Source organism: Legionella qingyii (assembly GCF_003184185.1).
Genome location: NZ_QHJG01000023.1, coordinates 43,932 through 61,490, shown reverse-complemented (window position 1 = coordinate 61,490; position 17,559 = coordinate 43,932). Strand labels below are relative to the sequence as shown.

Sequence of the window (17,559 nt, the reverse complement as noted above, 5' to 3'; positions counted from 1 at the left end):
CATCTGAAAATTTCCAGTTTAACTCGAGATTAACTTTTACGCTTGGGTGGTAGATGGGCAACCCAACCCCCACCTAATGCTTTAACCAAACCAACAGCAGAAGTCATTTGTAGGCCGTCTATTTGTGTTGCCGCCTGTTCCGTTGTAAGCGCACTGATTTGCGCCAAAAGTACATTAGAATAAGGAACTGTGCCCGCTTTATATTGATTCTTAACAATTTTGAGTGCAAAAAGCGCATCTGTTGCTTCCTTATCCTGGACTATACTTTGCTTTTCCAGAAGACGTAACGAAACCAGATTATCCTCAACATCCTGAAATGCAGTTAGGACTACTTGACGATAATTGGCAACTTGGGCCATATATTGTTCTTTTGAAGCCCTTACCCCTGCCGCACGATATCCTCCATCAAAAATTGTTTCTGCCAATTGCATACCTGTAGACCAACTGATCGAGGGTTTATGAATTAATTGATGAAAACTATGTCCCGCTGCACTGACCGTTCCATTTAAGGTCAAGTTGGGAAAATACGCAGCGATAGCCACCCCAATTAAAGCACTCGCTTGTTGCACGAGCCGTTCAGCTTGGGCAATATCCGGTCTTCGTTCCAGCCAAGTTGAGGGTACCTCCAAGGGAATCACTGGTGGTTTCAACTTTATAATTGCAGGTTTTAATGAAAAATAGGCAGGCGGACGCCCCATTAATACAGCAATCGCATGCTCATATTGACCGCGTAAAATTCCATTATTAATTGCTGATGCCTGAGCTGATTCAAGTTGGATTTGTGCCTGAACTACATCAGCGCGCGATACAACACCTGATGCATATTGATTTCGTGTGAATTGTAATACCTTTCTGTAAGCAGTTACGATGTCATCCAAATATTTTTGAACTTTATCCAGTGTGCGTAATTCAAAATAATATTGCGCCAAAGCACCTTGAGCTGATAAACGAGTCACCCCAATCAACGCCTCATTGGATTGTGCTAAAGCGAGATCTGACTCGATGGTTCGACGAACAAGCCCCCAAAGGTCAGGCTCCCAACTGGCATTCAAAAATGAAGTATAAATTGTAGTTGTTGTTGCTGTAGGTACAATACCTGTCGTAGCAGTGCCCGTCGTACCAGAAGAACTGATAATTGATGTAGTTCCTCCAGCCTGTCGTTGTCGGAACAAACTAAAGGCACCTACTACTGTTGGATATAAATTAGCCCGTGCCTGGTCTACAATTGCTAATGACTGCCTGAAATTTGCCTCTGAATTCGCAATATTTTGGTTGAAATGATTCAACTGATCTTCCAAATCATTCAATACTGGATCATTGAAAATCTTCCACCACTCGCCACGATCTATGTCATCTTGGGGCTGGATGGGTTTCCAATTTTTACGCTCAGACCCTATTACTTCTTTACCTTTGGCTTCTTTGAATTGCGTTGGAACTACAAGTTTTGGAGGCACATAATTGGGTCCAACCATACAGGAACACAGTGAAAGAGAAGATAAAATTAAAAATTTAAGCCTCGGTGCAGCGAAGCGAAAACTGGGAGTATTATAACCCTTAGGTACTAGATTTCGCTTCGCTTCACCAAGGTTAGATACTGCTTTTAATCGATTATGAGTGACCATAGGCACCTTGTAACTTAAATCGTTTCATAAAATTACGGAAACGCGTTCCAGCATTGTCCATTGCCAAATAAATAACTGGTGTGGTGTATAGTGTGAGTAACTGACTCATAATCAGCCCACCAACAATAGTAATACCTAATGGGCGACGCAATTCTGAACCCACTCCAAAACCAATAACCAAAGGCATGGCACCTAATATAGCGGCCATTGTAGTCATCATAATTGGGCGAAAGCGTAATAATGCAGCCTCATAAATTGCTTCACGTGGGGATTTATTTTCTAACCGCTCAACTTCCAAGGCAAAATCAATCATCATAATGGCATTTTTTTTCACAATACCAATCAGAAGAATCATTCCAATCAAAGCGATAATGCTCAAATCTGCCTTAAATAACAACAAAGCCAATAATGCACCGACTCCAGCCGACGGTAAAGTGGACAAAATAGTTATTGGATGAATCAAGCTTTCATAAAGCATTCCCAACACAATATAGACCGCTAAAATAGCGGTCATTATCAAATATCTTTCATTTGCAAATGATTCTTGAAACGCTTGTGCCGTTCCCTGAAACGTACCTCGCATGGTTGGTGGCAGATTCATTTTTTTGATTGCAGCAGTAATTTGTTTCACGACACCACCTAACGATACTCCCGGACTCAAATTAAATGAAAAAGTTGCCGCAGGAGCCTGGCCTAGATGATTTACTGATAATAAGGTAGAACCTGTCTTAAAACTGGCAAACGAAGATAAAGGCACTTCATCTCCAACCGATGATTTGACGTAAATTTCATCCAACACAGCAGGATATTGCCAATATTTCTGAGCAACATTCATGACTACATAATATTGATTCATTGGCATATACATAACCGAGATCTGACTTTGGCCAAAAGCATGGTATAACACTTGATCAATCTGTTCTGGAGTAATCCCAAAACGCATTGCAGTGTCATGATCAACATTCACATAAGTTTGCAAGCCATGATTGAGCTGGTCATTATTTAAATCGGTAATCCCATGAATCTTTGTCAGTTGCTCCATAATTCGTGGCGTCCAAGTAGCTAGATCATTTAAATTATCAGAAGTTATCGTATATTGAAATTGCGCTGCCGTTTGTCGACCACCTATGGTCAGATCTTGGGCTGCCTGCATATACAATGTAGCACCAGTTATTAAAGATAATTTGCTACGCAATCTCTGTATAACCTGAGGGGTGGTTGGACTATTATTTTGGGTAGGCTTCAACGTAATGAACATAGAGCCTGCATTGGCTGTATTATTGCCCGGGCCACTACCAATAAACGCTCCAACATTAGCAACGGCTGGGTCATTGCGAATTTCCGAAACAAATTGAATTAATTTCTTTTTCATCGCTTGAAACGAGATATTTTGATCTGCCCGTAAAGAACCTGCGATCCGATCCGTATTCTGTAGTGGAAAAAATCCTCTAGGTATAACCACAAACAAACTTGTAGTAAGTAACACAGTTGCAAAAGTAAGAATTAACATGACCCGTGGGTGAAACAATGCCCAATGCAAGCCTTTTGCATAACGCGAACGTACCTTTTCCATAAAGCGCATAAAATAATTGCTTTTTTCTCCTTCATTCTCATGCAACATTTGAGAGCACATCATCGGTGTCAGTGTTAGGGAGACAACGAGTGAAATCAGAATTGCGACAGAAAGTGTCACCACAAATTCACGAAATAGACGCCCTACGATGCCACTCATAAGAAAAATTGGAATAAATACCGCGATTAATGAAATGCTAATCGATAGCACCGTAAAACCTATTTCTTTTGAACCATCAAAAGCAGCCTGAAGTGGTTTTTTCCCCATGGCAATATGACGAGAAATATTTTCTAATACAACAACTGCATCATCGACCACAAAACCTGTAGAAATGGTTAAAGCCATAAGCGATAAATTATCCAGACTGTAATTTAGTAATTTCATTACCGCAAAAGTCCCAAGCAAAGATAATGGAACTGCAATGCCCGGAATTATCATTGCCCTAAAACTTCCAAGAAAAAGATAAGTAACAAAAATTACCAAACACATGGCGATAAGCAGAGTAAGCTCCACATCATGTAATGAGGTACGAATTGAGGTTGTTCTATCCAGCAAAATATTTAATTTAATATCCTTGGATATAGATGCCCCCAGTTGGGGTAAGATTTGTTTTACATGATCCACTGTTTTTATTACATTGGCTCCGGGTTGCTTAAATAAAACCAAAAGCACAGCTGGTTTCCCGTTTGCTAAGCCCGCAGTATGAACGTCGGCAACTGAATCGAATACATGAGCGACATCAGAAAGACGTACTGGCTGATTATTGAAATAGCTAATAATAAGTGGGGCATATTCACTTGCTTTATGCATCTGATCATTATTACTGATTTCTGAAACGCTATCATCATGAATCAACTGCCCCTTAGCCCCTTTCACATTGGCATTGTTAATAGTTGCAGCAAGCTGGTTTAATCCAATTCCATATTTATTTAAAGCTGTAGGATTAATTTCAACACGAACTGCGGGTAATGAGCCCCCACCAACACCCACCTGCCCTACACCTTCAATACGCAAAATCTTTTGTTGCAATATAGTTGAAGCGACATCATACATCTGTCCTGGAGTATATTTATCCGAAGTCAATGCAATAATCATAATCGGCGCGTCAGCAGGATTTACTTTGCGATAAGTAGGATTATTAGTTAAGTTAGTGGGCAATTGACTTAATGACGCATTAATTGCTGCCTGGATGTCTCGCGCAGCTCCATCAATATTACGCGATAAATCAAATTGTACGGTGATACTGGCTTGCCCTAAAGTACTTGTTGAAGTAAGTTGAGTGACACCCGCAATTCGCCCTATCTGTCGTTCCAAAGGCGCTGCAACTGAGGTTGCCATAACTTCTGGGCTACCTCCTGGTAACTGAGCTTGAACCATAATGGTTGGGAAATCAATCTGAGGCAACGGTGCTACAGGTAATAAATCAAATGCAAGAATTCCTGCACAACTTAATCCAAACGCTAACAGAATTGTGGCAATAGGTTTCTTAATAAATAAGGAGGATAAATTCACAATCCAGTCTCCACAGCACCTGAATTGCGCTTGCCATAATTCATTATCTTACGCGATATACGATCAAAGGTCAGATAAATAATAGGGGTCGTATATAAAGTCACCAACTGACTCACGATCAGTCCCCCAATAATCGCAATACCTAATGGACGTCGTAATTCACCACCGATACCATTACTGAATGCCAAAGGAATTGCACCAAGCATGGAGGCCATAGTAGTCATCAAAATCGGCCTAAAACGTAATAAAGCAGCTTCATAAATTGCATTTTGAGGCTTGAGTTTGTATTCACGCTCTTGTTCAAGAGCAAAATCGATCATCATAATGGCATTTTTTAATACAATGCCAATCAATAAAATAATCGCAATTAAAGCAATGATACTCAGTTCATTCTTTGTTATATACAATGCAAACAATGCCCCCATTGAGGCTGAGGGTAAGGTAGATAAAATAGTAAGCGGATGTATATAACTTTCATAAAGCACACCTAAGATGATGTAAACAACAACCACTGCAGCAACAACCAACCACCCTTCATTAGCGAGTGATTTTTGAAAATTTTCTGTTGTTCCTTGAAAACCAGCTTCTATATTGAAAGGCATATCGAGACTATTTTTCACGGCTTCAATCTGAGTCACTGCATCACCTAAGGATGCATTATTTGCAAGATTGAACGAAAGCGTAGCAGAGGGAAATTGATCCTTATGAGTGATAACCAAGGGGCCAACCGACTGCTTCAAACGAGAAAACGTTTTAATGGGTACAGAACCGCTTGAGATCATCCCGGATGAAGAATTAAGGGTTTGTGAATTGCCTGTCAATGAATTACTCGACAAGTAATTTATCCCATTATTATTTGTTCCCGAAGAATTCATTGAAGAATTTGTAGAAGAATTAATTACAGAGGAATTAATATAAATATTGTCAAAAGCAATCGATTCTCTTTGCAATGGAGGCAATACTTCCAATACAACTCGGTATTGGTTTCGTTGCGTAAACATAATGGATATTTGCCGCTGACCGAACGAATCATATAAAGTATCATCAATCATCTGCATGGTAATACCCAATCGGTATGCTGTATCGCGATCAATATCCACTGAGGTAACCAAACCCATATTTTGTTGATCAGTATTAACGTCTTTCAAAATGGATAATTGGCGCATTTTCTCTAACATGAGCTGCGACCATTTAGTAACCTCCTCCCGATCAGGAGCACTAATGCTGTATTGATATTGTGTGCGACTGGTTAATGTATCAATCGTTAAATCTTGTACAGGTTGCATGTATAAAGAAGCCCCAGCAACCTGATTGATTTTGGATTGCAAACGATTCATCACCTCGATAACACCAGAACGTTGTTCCAAAGGTTTTAAGTTGATCAAAATACGCCCGCTATTGAGTGTTATATTCGTACCATCAATACCGATAAATGACGATACATTGTCAACGGCGGGATCAGAAAGTACTGCACGTACTAAAGCTTGCTGTCGATTAGCCATTTCTTTAAACGAAACCGATTCAGAAGCTACTGATATTCCTTGAATAATTCCAGTATCCTGGATGGGGAAAAAACCTTTAGGAATGAGATATAATAAAAGGCCTGTGATTAATACGGTAATCAAGAAAATCAGTAATATAAAAGGTTGTCGGGAAAGAACCCAATGCAGGGAGTTCTTATATCGCTCAATAAGATAATCTAATTGACGCTCCAGAAAACGCTCTAAATCAGTCACTTCACGTTCACTTTGCGGCTTTAGAAGCCGAGAACAAAGCATGGGCGTTAGCGTTAACGAAACGAATGCAGAAATGGCTATGGTTATGGTTATGGTCAATGCAAATTCACGAAATAATCGACCGACTATATCCCCCATAAACAATAAAGGAATCAATACTGCAATAAGAGAAATAGACAAAGAAACAATAGTAAATCCAATTTGAGCGGCTCCTTTGTGAGCGGCTTCCAAAGGTTTTTCACCCATCTCGATATAGCGCATGATGTTTTCAATCATCACGATCGCATCATCAACCACAAAACCTGCAGCAATAGTTAATCCCATCAACGTAAGATTATTAAGGCTAAACCCGAGCAAATACATTAGGCCTAATGTGCCTACAAGTGCCAATGGTACTGAAATACTAGGAATTATTGTTGCGGATAATTTACGTAAAAATAGAAAAATCACCATTACGACTAATGCTACTGACAAAAGTAATTCAAATTGGACATTTTCTACAGAAGAACGAATACTAATCGTACGATCTGTAAGTACTTTGATATGCATTCCTGCAGGAATTGCCAATTCCATTTGCTTCAATAAGTTTTTAACTCGCTCTGCTACCTCAATAACATTCGCTCCAGGTTGACGTTGGATATTGAGAATAATCGCTGGCTCTGAATCCATCCACGCTGCTTGCATCGTATTTTCTGCTCCATCAATGACATGGGCCACATCAGATAAACGCACTGGAGCTCCATTCTGATATGAAACAATTAATGGACGATAATCTGCAGCAGACAAGAGCTGATCATTTGAATTAATCGTATAAGCCAGGCGTGGGCCATCAAAATTTCCTTTAGCAGCATTCACATTTGAAGCCATAACGATGGAACGTACGTCTTCCATAGTTAATCCATATGCAGATAATGCATTAGGATTAGCCTGAATACGTACTGCAGGTCGATGTCCACCGCCGATACTTACCAAGCCAACACCCGATAATTGAGAGATTTTCGGAACAAGACGTGTCTCTGCATAATCCTCTACTTGAGTTAAAGGCAATGTACTTGTAGTCAAAGCCAATGTTAGAATTGGTGTATCTGCTGGATTGACTTTACTGTAGACAGGAGGATTGGGAAGATTAATTGGCAAATAATTACTTGCAGCGTTAATTGCTTGTTGAACTTGTTGCTCTGCCACATCCAAACTCATATCCAAATTAAATTGCAAGGTAATAATGGATGAACCACTTGAGCTGTTTGAAGTCATTTGATCCAAACCCGGCATTTGTCCAAATTGACGTTCAAGTGGAGCCGTAACTGTAGTACTCATTACATCCGGACTTGCTCCAGGATAAAAAGTTGATACTTGAATTGTGGGATATTCCACATCTGGCAGCGCTGAAACAGGTAATAGCCTGTAGGAAAGGACCCCACTCAGAAAAATCGCAAACATCAATAACGAAGTAGCTATGGCTCTTGCGATAAATGGACCTGAAATACTCATGTGAAACTGTTCACCTTTAAGCCTTTTTGGCTTTTTTGGACTGGAACACTCGATGCGTGCTCATTTTGGACAAGTACTTTGGAACCATTCATTAATTTATCAGCACCGTTTACTACTACTTTTTGCCCGGGTAATAAACCTCTTTTGATTACGGTATCATCACCGCTGGCGGGTCCCATAACTACCGTTTGAATTTTTACTGTATTATCTTCATTAAGAACGTAAATAAAATCTTCTGTTGTTGTATGCTGTAGAGCAGCTGTTGGCACAACCGTTGCCTGGTGCAATGTTTCAACTAATATCTTCACATTCACAAATTGATTGGGAAATAATTTGTTCTTTTTATTATTAAAGATTGCTCTGAGTTTTACGGTTCCTGTAGAAGTACTAATTTGGTTATCTAAAGCGAGTAATGTTCCTTTTGCAAGTAAATGGTCTTGTTGTCGATCATAAACGTTCACTTCCATCTCTTTACCAGCATAAGCTTGCGGTGCAATAAGCGGCACATAATCCTCTGCTACAGGGAAAATTACAGTAATGGGATCATGGGTAGTAATCACTGCAATACCTTGGGTGTTTGAGGTTTGCACAAAATTGCCTGGATCAACCAAACGCAAACCAATTCGTCCATCAATAGGCGAAATAATATTACAATAAATAAGATTGACTTTGGTACTCTGAATGAGACCCAGATCAGCTTTAACATTACCTTCATATTGTTCTACAAGTGATTGCTGCGTTGCTAAGGTTTGTTGGGAAATAGAATCTTCTTTCCATAGCTTTTGATAACGGTTTAAATCAATCTTTGCATTCGCTAACAGAGCTGAATCCCGTTTTAGATCCCCTTCATATTGAGTAAGTAATGCTTCATAAGGACGCTTATCAATTTGTGCCAGTAACTGACCTTTTTTAACCAATTGCCCTTCCTTGAACAGAACATTCATTAACAAACCATTTATTTGAGTTTGCACTGTAACGGTATACACCGGAGTTACTGTGCCCAGTGCCGCAACATAAATAGGTACATCACGAGTTGTAGAAATACCCGCAACAACGGGGATAGGTTTAGGACTCACATTATGCGTTTTCTTATTGGAGATATAGAACCATAATACAGCGACTAGAGTAACTAAAATTATGATTACGCCTAACGAATTTTCTGCAGGGAAATGTTCTCGCCAACGATCAGAAATCACCATTTTTTTATTCTTGGCTGGTGATTTTTCTCCTTCCATAAAAACTAGGTCCCTTAAGAAAAATATTGAAATTTATCATAACGAATTTTCGTTTGGGTAGCAAAAAAATCTAGATTAAAAAGGATTAGCCTTGCTTTTGACCGCAAAATAAATTAATTGCCCAAGTAAATACCAAAAATTAACACTATACTAATAAAAAATCATTTTTTTCAGCATCAAACTTAAATGAGTTACACAGGAGAGATATATGGAAATAAAGACCTTTCAATTCCTTAAAAATAAAGGATGGAGTTTGAAAGAATTTCCTGATCTTGACTCAGAGAACACATTAGTTCTAATTTTTGCAGCACCAGAGTTCAAGGATTTTCAAGATCCAATAATACAATTGGCTAACTTTTATTCCAACTCAAACATCATCGGTTGCTCCACTGCTGGAGAAATTTTTGGCAATAATCTTTTTGACCGTAGTATTACAGTTGCTGTAATCAAATTTGCTAAAACATCATTAAAAATTGCAAAAGCTGAGGTAAATAACAGCAAAGACTCAGAAAATGCTGGCAAGGTAATTGCCGAACAATTAAAAGCAGACGATCTACACAGTATTTTTATTTTATCTGACGGACTTAATGTAAATGGTTCGGAACTCGTGCAAGGATTAAATACGGTCAAGGCCAACCAAAATATCATTATTACAGGTGGATTAGCAGGTGATGGCAGCCAATTCGGAAAAACTTGGGCTATTTTAAATAATAAAATTCTTGATCATTATGCCGTTGCGGTAGGTTTTTATGGTTCTGATATTCATATTGGCCATGCTTCTATGGGAGGATGGGATATTTTTGGTCCAGTTCGTCGAATTACCCGCTCGGAATCCAATATTTTATATGAGCTTGATTATCAACCGGCTTTACAACTTTATAAAGAATATTTAGGTGAAAAAGCCTCTGAATTACCTTCTTCAGGATTACTTTATCCATTGGCTATTAATAATCCTCAGATACATGATGAGACCCAATTGGTTCGTACTATTCTTGCTATTAATGAGAAAGAACAATCCCTGACATTTGCAGGAGATATTCCAATGGGATGGCATGCGCAATTAATGAGAGCAAATTTTGATCGATTAATTGATAGTGCTCATGAAGCAGGTCTGCTCGCAAATAAATTGATGCTCAATGATAACCTGGAAAAATTAGGACCTGTTTTGGCTATTGATATCAGTTGTGTAGGCAGGAGACTACTTTTGGGCGAACGAACAGAAGAAGAAATTGAATCTACTATGTCTGCTCTGCCAAAAGGCTCAACTCAAGTGGGTTTTTATTCATATGGAGAATTATCGCCTTTTTCAGTGGGGAATTGTGAATTACATAACCAAACCATGACAATTACAACGATTTATGAGACATGAAAACATAAGGTTAAACTAAGACAATATGGAAATTCATAAATTATTAAAACGACAACTCGAACACTCAAACATTGGTCTAAATAAAAAACCAGAAACTGATGAGCAATGGGAAATTTTTATCCAGCGCATCAATAATACGTATATCGAAGCAGATCAAGAGCGTTATTTACATGAACGTTCGATGAAAATTTCTTCTCGTGAAATGATGAGTTTGAATGAAAAGCTTGAGTTTGCCCAACACATTGCAGGATTAGGATATTGGTCTTTTGACGGCAACACAGGGCACACCATCTGGTCCAATGAGTTATTCAATCTCTTTCATTTAAATCCGATCAATAAACCTCCTTCGCCGCAAGAATTTCTAGAGTTAGTTCATGAGCAAGATCGGTTTGAGTTTGTCCAAAAAATAGAGAGTGCTTTAAACGATAAAATTGATTATGAGTGTGAAATACGTGTAAGAAATCCTAATGGAAATTACCACTGGTACAGAGCGATTGGCCAATGCCAAAAGGGAAATAAGCAGCTTGCTGGCATTGTTATTGATATTCATAAAAGCAAAATTGCCGAAGAAAAAATCAAAGAATTAAATCAAAAAATATCAACTACCGCTCGTCGTGCGGGAATGGCAGAGGTAGCAACGACTATTTTGCACAACATTGGAAATATTTTAAATAGCTCCAATGTTTCCATCACATTATTAAAAAATAGTTTCCAACAAGATTATGATAAAAAATTATTAAAAATTATGGAGATGATGGAGGAAAATCAACACGATTTATCTGATTATTTATCCCATGATCCCAAAGGTAAAATTATTCCCAAATATCTATTAACCCTTGCCAAAATTATTTTGGAAGAAAATAAAAAAAATAATATTGAAGTGAATAATCTTCAGAATGATTTACAGCATATTAATCAAATCGTAGATACGCAAAAATCGATTAGTGGTTTATCGAGTGTAAATGAAAAAGTCTATCTTCCAGAATTGATTGATACCGCCATAAACATCACTATGAGTACCTCAAAAAATAGTAATATTAAGATAATTAAAGAGTTTCAGTCAGCACCATTAGTCATCGCAGATAAATCCAAGTTACTGCAAATATTGATCAATTTAATTCAAAATGCCAAAGAATCTTTACTAGAAAACACTGCTATTCACATTAAAGAAATCAAACTAATAGTACAAAAATCAGAGAAAAATTCAGTACAAGTCATTGTCGAAGATACTGGAGTTGGAATAAATGCGGATAATTTGCAACGTATCTTTGCTTTTGGTTTTACTACAAAAAAAAATGGCCATGGCTTTGGTTTACACAGTTCTGCCCTATCAGCCCGTGAAATGGGTGGATCTCTTTTGGCTGATAGCAAGGGTGAAGGTTGTGGTGCTCAATTTACATTGACTTTACCGATTATCGACAGATTAGATAAATTAGGGGGAACCTGATGAGTGATATACCACTAAATATTATGATTATTGATGATAATCCCTCGATACATCAGGATTTTATCAAGGTTTTGACTGCTTCGAATACAAAGTCAGAACTGAATCATTTAGACAAACAATTATTTGATGATGATCCATTTTTAAATGACTCAGGCGATCCTGATATAGAGTGTTTTTTACCTAAATTTATTTTTACTACAGCAAGTCAAGGCCAAGAGGCAATTATAAAAATTAAGGAAAACTTGGAAAGAGGGATACATTATGCCCTTGCATTTGTAGATATAAGAATGCCTCCTGGTTGGGACGGAATTGAAACAATTAAGCACATGTGGGAGGTAGATCCTGATATTCAAGTAGTGATTTGTACTGCTTACTCTGATTACAGTTGGGAAGAAACAGTTAAAGAATTAGGCATTGGAGATAATTATCTCATCTTGAAAAAGCCTTTTGATGTAGTTGCAGTAAGGCAACTTGCCTGCGCGTTAACAAGAAAATGGATTTTGGCCAATGATGCCAAACATCATGAGAAAATATTGCAGCAGACAGTTAAGGAACGTACCGAATCCTTACAACAATCCTTGTCACTCTTAAGATCCACATTTGAATCATCCGCGGATGGAATTTTAGTTATCGATTTAAACAACAAGTTAATCGATTGTAATTCAAAATTTATCTCCATGTGGAAGATCCCTCAATCCATGTTGGAAACTGATGATGGAAACATCTTTTTGTATTATATGCTGAATCAGCTCATTACCCCCAGAGAGTATTTAACAGATGTCGTTCGTCTAAGAAAAAACACTGATGAGGCTGGTAGGAGTATTGTGACTTTTAAGAGCGGCAAAATACTTGAATGCTATACTCTTCCACATCGGCTGAATAAGAAAACCATTGGTCGTGTATGGAGTTTTCGCGATATAACGGAACAAGCAAATCTTGAGAAACAACTTAAATATCAAGCACTGCATGATCCATTGACCCAATTACCTAATCGAGCGCTATTAATCCAAAGGATACTAGGCAGTATTGAATACGCACAGAAACACGAGTGTAAATTTGCCATCCTGTATTTTGATTTAGATCGATTTAAATTAATCAATGACAGTTTATCGCATGAAGTTGGTGATCAATTATTGCGTATGGTTGGGCAACGATGGTCCTCTCTAATTCGTAAAGAAGATACTTTAGCTCGGCTTGGTGGTGATGAGTTTGTCATGATTTGTCATGTAGTTAAAAATGAGGATACTAGTACAATTGCCAACAAAATTTTAGATTCAATGAAAAAACCATTCAAAATTGCAAATCGGGATATAACAATTACTCCTGCAGTTGGAATATGTATCTACCCAAAAGATGGGGAAACACCTGGAGATTTGTTAAAAAATGCCGATTTAGCGATGTATCAGGCTAAAGAGCGAGGGGGAAATCAATACTATTTTTATGCTACCCAATTACATGAGTATTCTAACCAATGTTTTAAACTCGAATCTGATTTACGGAATGCCCTTAAAAATCAAGAGTTTTTTTTATTATATCAACCGCAGTTTAATCTTGATAAAGAAAATTTATTATCCGTAGAAGCCTTAATTCGGTGGAATCATCCCGAAAGAGGATTATTGCTACCGATGGATTTTATTCCTCTTGCAGAAGAAACAGGTTTAATTATACCTATGGGTGAGTGGATTATCAGCGAAGCGTGCCAACAAATAAAAACCTGGCACAAAAAAGGCTTACCTTATATGCGAGTCGCGATTAATATTACCACCCGTCAATTACAACAATCGAATTTTATTTATTTTGTAGAAAAAACACTTAAAGAGTATCTACTTGATCCTCAATATATAGAATTTGAAATTTCCGAAAACGTGATTATAACGCACAGAGATATTGTAAAAACGCTCAATCAACTCAAGCAACTCGGCATTCAAATTGCATTAGATGATTTTGGAACCGGAAACTCCAGTATCAATTATCTGAAACAACTTCATATTGACTGCCTAAAAATCGATCAGTCTTTTATACAAAATATATCTGCTTCACGTAGTGATGAAGTAATCATTGAAGCAATCATTTCTATGGCGCGTAGTTTTAACTTTAAAGTTATTGCTGAAGGAGTAGAAAGTCAAAACCAACTGGATTTTTTAAAACAACAAAATTGTGACGAAGTACAGGGATTTTTTTTCAGCAAACCCCTGACATCCAGTGAGCTTGAACAGTTTTTAAAGTATCGTGGCTAGGCTTTCCTAATCGCTTATTTGTAGCGTGAACTACTACGCATTCACTCAAGCTACAACGGATCAGCTATATAGGTTCAAAGAACTCAGCTCGGGCCTAATTTTCTGCCATTGATTTAAGGGAGAGCAATCTGGTGTTGTCATCTTATCAACCGGCAGATAAAACGTTTGCTCTAACAAATGCTGCCCGCTTAGCGCTGCATGCGACACATGATCAGTAAAAACTATCCAGGTACTTTTAGCAGGAAAATCAATTCGCACTTTTTCAACATTTGCCTGATAAGTATCATCCAATTTCATCGTATCATGTAGATGCAGCATGTAATGATCATAGGCAGGTCTTAAAGTTTTTGTTGCTTTGACCCATTTCAGCATTTTTGCTTTCATTTTACTGTAAGGAGCAATTTTAGGTGCAAATCGATTAAGAACATCCTCAAATGGCTCACCAAGATTCCAAACTCGTGGTTCAGTAGGATTGATATTACAAAAAACTCGTAAAATTCTTAAACCATGGACAGGGCTTGCTGAAAAGGAATCCACATGCAAACGCGTATCATCTTTACGTTTTGAAGAAACACGGCCATTAATTTGCGCGGGCCGGAAACTGGTTCTTCCCCATTGCAAATGAGGCGCGTAAGAAGGAAGAGCAGTTTGAATTAATTGATGTGCAAATTCTGCATAACCATGCATCATATTTCTAAGTTTAGCATCCAAATTATTTATATCTTTTTTATAAGCGCTTAACTTTTTATTACGAATATCGTAACTTACATTTTTACGGCTGCCATCCAGGACATTCTCAGATAATAAAATCGAGTCTACAGGAGCATAAAAATATTCTGGAAAAAACAAAACTTTGCCAGCTTCTAATAGATTAACACTTTTTTGGTGATCGATTTGTTCTATGTTTTGCGTAAATAAATAGGAATTCATTATTTTACCTTAAATAATGTGTAATTTAGTAAAAATTTAATGCTACATCGAATATAATTCAAAAATCCAATTTTGACTTTTAGCTGGATCATACCATGTCATTTTGCCCTTGTGGATCACAAAATAAATATGAACTGTGTTGTGGTTTATATCTTGAGAAAAAACAACAACCAGAAACTCCAGAGCAATTGATGCGTTCTCGATATACTGCTTACAGTATGGGTAAAATTGATTACATCAAAAATACAATGAAAGGCAAAGCCTTAATGGGTTTTAATGAATTGGAGGCAGAGCAGTGGGCTAAAAGTGTAACCTGGATTAGTTTAGACGTTTTGAATTCAAATACACCGGATCCTGATAAAGGTTTTGTGGAGTTTGCTGCACGTTATTTCGAGGATAACCGAGTAAAAATTATTCATGAGCTAAGTGAATTTCACAAAGAAAATGGTCGTTGGTTTTATGTCAGCGGAGTTCACAAACAAAGATTAGAAAAAACTAATAAACCCAAAGTTGCACGTAATGCGCCCTGCCCTTGTGGTAGTGGCAAAAAATTTAAAAATTGTCATGCAAAATAACAATCAGAGTTAAAATTATGAATGGTCACTTGATGCTTAATATTTTCATCTTTCTTGCCGCAGCCAGCATTATGGTTCCTATTGCCAGCCGATTCAAATTAGGCTCCGTTCTCGGCTATCTTACCGTTGGTATTCTTATTGGCCCTTTTGGATTAAAACTAATAGGAAACTCACAACAAATTATGAATTTTGGCGAATTTGGTGTGATTATGATGTTGTTTCTTATTGGTTTGGAGCTGGAACCAGCCATGTTATGGAAATTACGAAAACTCATTGTGGGTTTGGGTGGTTTACAAGTACTCTTAACTACAAGCATCTTAACAGCTGTTGGGCTCCTCATTGGTTTTGATTGGCGAGCAACTTTAGCCGTAAGTATGGCTTTATCCCTTTCATCAACCGCTCTTGTTTTGCAGATGCTTCAAGAAAAAAATTTGCTCAAAACAGCCGAAGGTGAAACCTCATTCGCTGTATTATTATTTCAAGATATTGCAGTAATCCCTATCTTAATCATTATTCCATTACTCGAACAACATGCAAATATAAAAATCAACATCCACGAAACAGCATTTATCATGAATCTTCCTCGATGGTTACATGCAGTTTTGGTAACTGGAGTGATCGGTGCAGTTATTTTAGTGGGCCATTACTTATCCAGGCACTTGTTTTCAATTATTGCCAGAACCAATTTACGCGAAGTATTTACCGCCTTTTCTCTTGCTTTAGTAGTTGGTGTTACTTTATTAATGGAATCTATAGGCGTCTCTCCTGCATTAGGTGCTTTTATTGCTGGTGTTGTATTAGCTAACTCTCAATACAAACATGCAGTAGATGCTGATATTCAACCTTTTAAAGGAATTTTGCTTGGATTGTTCTTTATCTCTGTCGGAATGGGGATGAATTTCTCTCTCTTTTCCAATAAAGCACTGCTGATTATTGTTGCTGTACTTTCCTTAATTACCTTCAAAGCCATTATTTTGTACCTGTTAGGACGTTTCTTTGATTTAACTAAATTGCAAAGTTTAGGTTTTGCATTTGCGCTAGCGCAAGGGAGTGAATTTGCCTTCGTACTCTTCGAATATGCGGGTGTTACCAAAGTAATCAATCAGGAAAGTGCAGCCTTTTTTACTCTTGTTGTTGCATTATCCATGCTTGCAACTCCCTTTTTAATGCTTTTCTATCATCGATTTGTCCTACCCAAATTTATGAGTTTTTTACCGGAACGAGAATACGATTCGTTTAATGAAAAAAATGGGATTATTCTGGCAGGTTATGGTCGTTTTGGCCAAATTATAGGGCGCTTACTTAACGGTGAACATATAAAAATTACAGTATTGGAAAAAAATCCAGAACAAATCGAGTTGCTCAGAAAATTCGGTTATATCGGATATTTCGGAGATGCAAGCCGATTGGATATGTTAAAAAGTGCTGGTGCCGAACACGCGAAATTGCTCATAGTCGCCGTGGGAAATGTAGAAGCTAATTTAAAGATTGTGAAGTTAGCCAAACAACATTTTCCCCATTTAAAAATTTATGCCAGAGCTCGTAATCGTCGGCATGCATATGAATTATATCGAGCAGGTGTGGATTATTTCATTAGAGAATTATTTGATTCCTCTTTGAGCATGACTAAAGAGGTTATGAGATTTCTAGGATACGCGCATGAGGACATTCAGAGAAAAGCAACAGCCTTCAAAAAACACGATGAGACAACATTAATTCAATCCTTTGATTTTTTTGAAAAAGAAAGTGATTTAATCAATTTCTCACGACAAGCAAAAGGTGAATTAGAACGCATTCTTCAATCAAATTAAAAATGCATCCTGGTTCAGTTG

At 37.7% G+C, this 17,559-nt stretch carries 10 protein-coding genes; 5 read left to right on the top strand and 5 right to left on the bottom strand.

Going from position 1 to position 17,559, the window contains the following annotated elements; translation table 11 throughout:
• Nucleotides 1–29 precede the first annotated feature (29 nt).
• Genes DGG96_RS14375 through DGG96_RS14360 form a run of 4 tightly spaced genes read right to left on the bottom strand, consistent with a single transcriptional unit; the run spans nt 30 to nt 9,169 of the window.
• On the bottom strand, nt 30–1,622 hold the full coding sequence (locus DGG96_RS14375; RefSeq protein ID WP_110143347.1) for an efflux transporter outer membrane subunit: 1,593 nt from the start codon (nt 1,620–1,622) through the stop codon (nt 30–32).
• Entirely contained in the window at nt 1,609–4,707 is a 3,099-nt protein-coding gene (locus DGG96_RS14370) for an efflux RND transporter permease subunit (protein ID WP_110143346.1), read from the bottom strand. The genes DGG96_RS14375 and DGG96_RS14370 overlap by 14 nt, the downstream gene beginning before the upstream one ends.
• Nucleotides 4,704–7,934, bottom strand: coding sequence for an efflux RND transporter permease subunit (locus DGG96_RS14365; RefSeq protein WP_110143345.1), 3,231 nt, complete (start codon nt 7,932–7,934; stop codon nt 4,704–4,706). The genes DGG96_RS14370 and DGG96_RS14365 overlap by 4 nt, the downstream gene beginning before the upstream one ends.
• Entirely contained in the window at nt 7,931–9,169 is a 1,239-nt protein-coding gene (locus DGG96_RS14360; RefSeq protein ID WP_110143344.1) for an efflux RND transporter periplasmic adaptor subunit, read from the bottom strand. Before DGG96_RS14360 ends, DGG96_RS14365 begins: the two co-directional genes overlap by 4 nt.
• Nucleotides 9,170–9,377: 208 nt before the next feature.
• Here DGG96_RS14360 and DGG96_RS14355 point away from each other — a divergent pair, with 208 nt between their 5' ends.
• Genes DGG96_RS14355 through DGG96_RS14345 form a run of 3 tightly spaced genes read left to right on the top strand, consistent with a single transcriptional unit; the run spans nt 9,378 to nt 14,222 of the window.
• Nucleotides 9,378–10,538, top strand: coding sequence for an FIST signal transduction protein (locus DGG96_RS14355; RefSeq protein WP_110143343.1), 1,161 nt, complete (start codon nt 9,378–9,380; stop codon nt 10,536–10,538).
• 25 nt (nt 10,539–10,563) lie between these two features.
• Entirely contained in the window at nt 10,564–11,985 is a 1,422-nt protein-coding gene (locus DGG96_RS14350) for an ATP-binding protein (RefSeq protein ID WP_110143342.1), read from the top strand.
• Nucleotides 11,985–14,222: an EAL domain-containing protein gene (locus DGG96_RS14345; RefSeq protein ID WP_110143341.1), complete on the top strand. Its 2,238-nt coding sequence runs from the start codon at nt 11,985–11,987 to the stop codon at nt 14,220–14,222. Before DGG96_RS14350 ends, DGG96_RS14345 begins: the two co-directional genes overlap by 1 nt.
• A gap of 60 nt (nt 14,223–14,282) precedes the next feature.
• Here the strand turns inward: DGG96_RS14345 and DGG96_RS14340 are convergent, their stop codons facing one another.
• Nucleotides 14,283–15,152: a Kdo hydroxylase KdoO gene (locus tag DGG96_RS14340; RefSeq protein ID WP_110143340.1), complete on the bottom strand. Its 870-nt coding sequence runs from the start codon at nt 15,150–15,152 to the stop codon at nt 14,283–14,285.
• 95 nt (nt 15,153–15,247) lie between these two features.
• Here DGG96_RS14340 and DGG96_RS14335 point away from each other — a divergent pair, with 95 nt between their 5' ends.
• Both DGG96_RS14335 and DGG96_RS14330 read left to right on the top strand, forming a co-directional pair.
• On the top strand, nt 15,248–15,727 hold the full coding sequence (locus DGG96_RS14335; protein WP_110143339.1) for a YchJ family protein: 480 nt from the start codon (nt 15,248–15,250) through the stop codon (nt 15,725–15,727).
• 17 nt (nt 15,728–15,744) lie between these two features.
• Nucleotides 15,745–17,538, top strand: a complete 1,794-nt coding sequence (locus DGG96_RS14330) for a monovalent cation:proton antiporter-2 (CPA2) family protein (RefSeq protein WP_110143338.1) — start codon at nt 15,745–15,747, stop codon at nt 17,536–17,538.
• Nucleotides 17,539–17,559 lie beyond the last annotated feature (21 nt).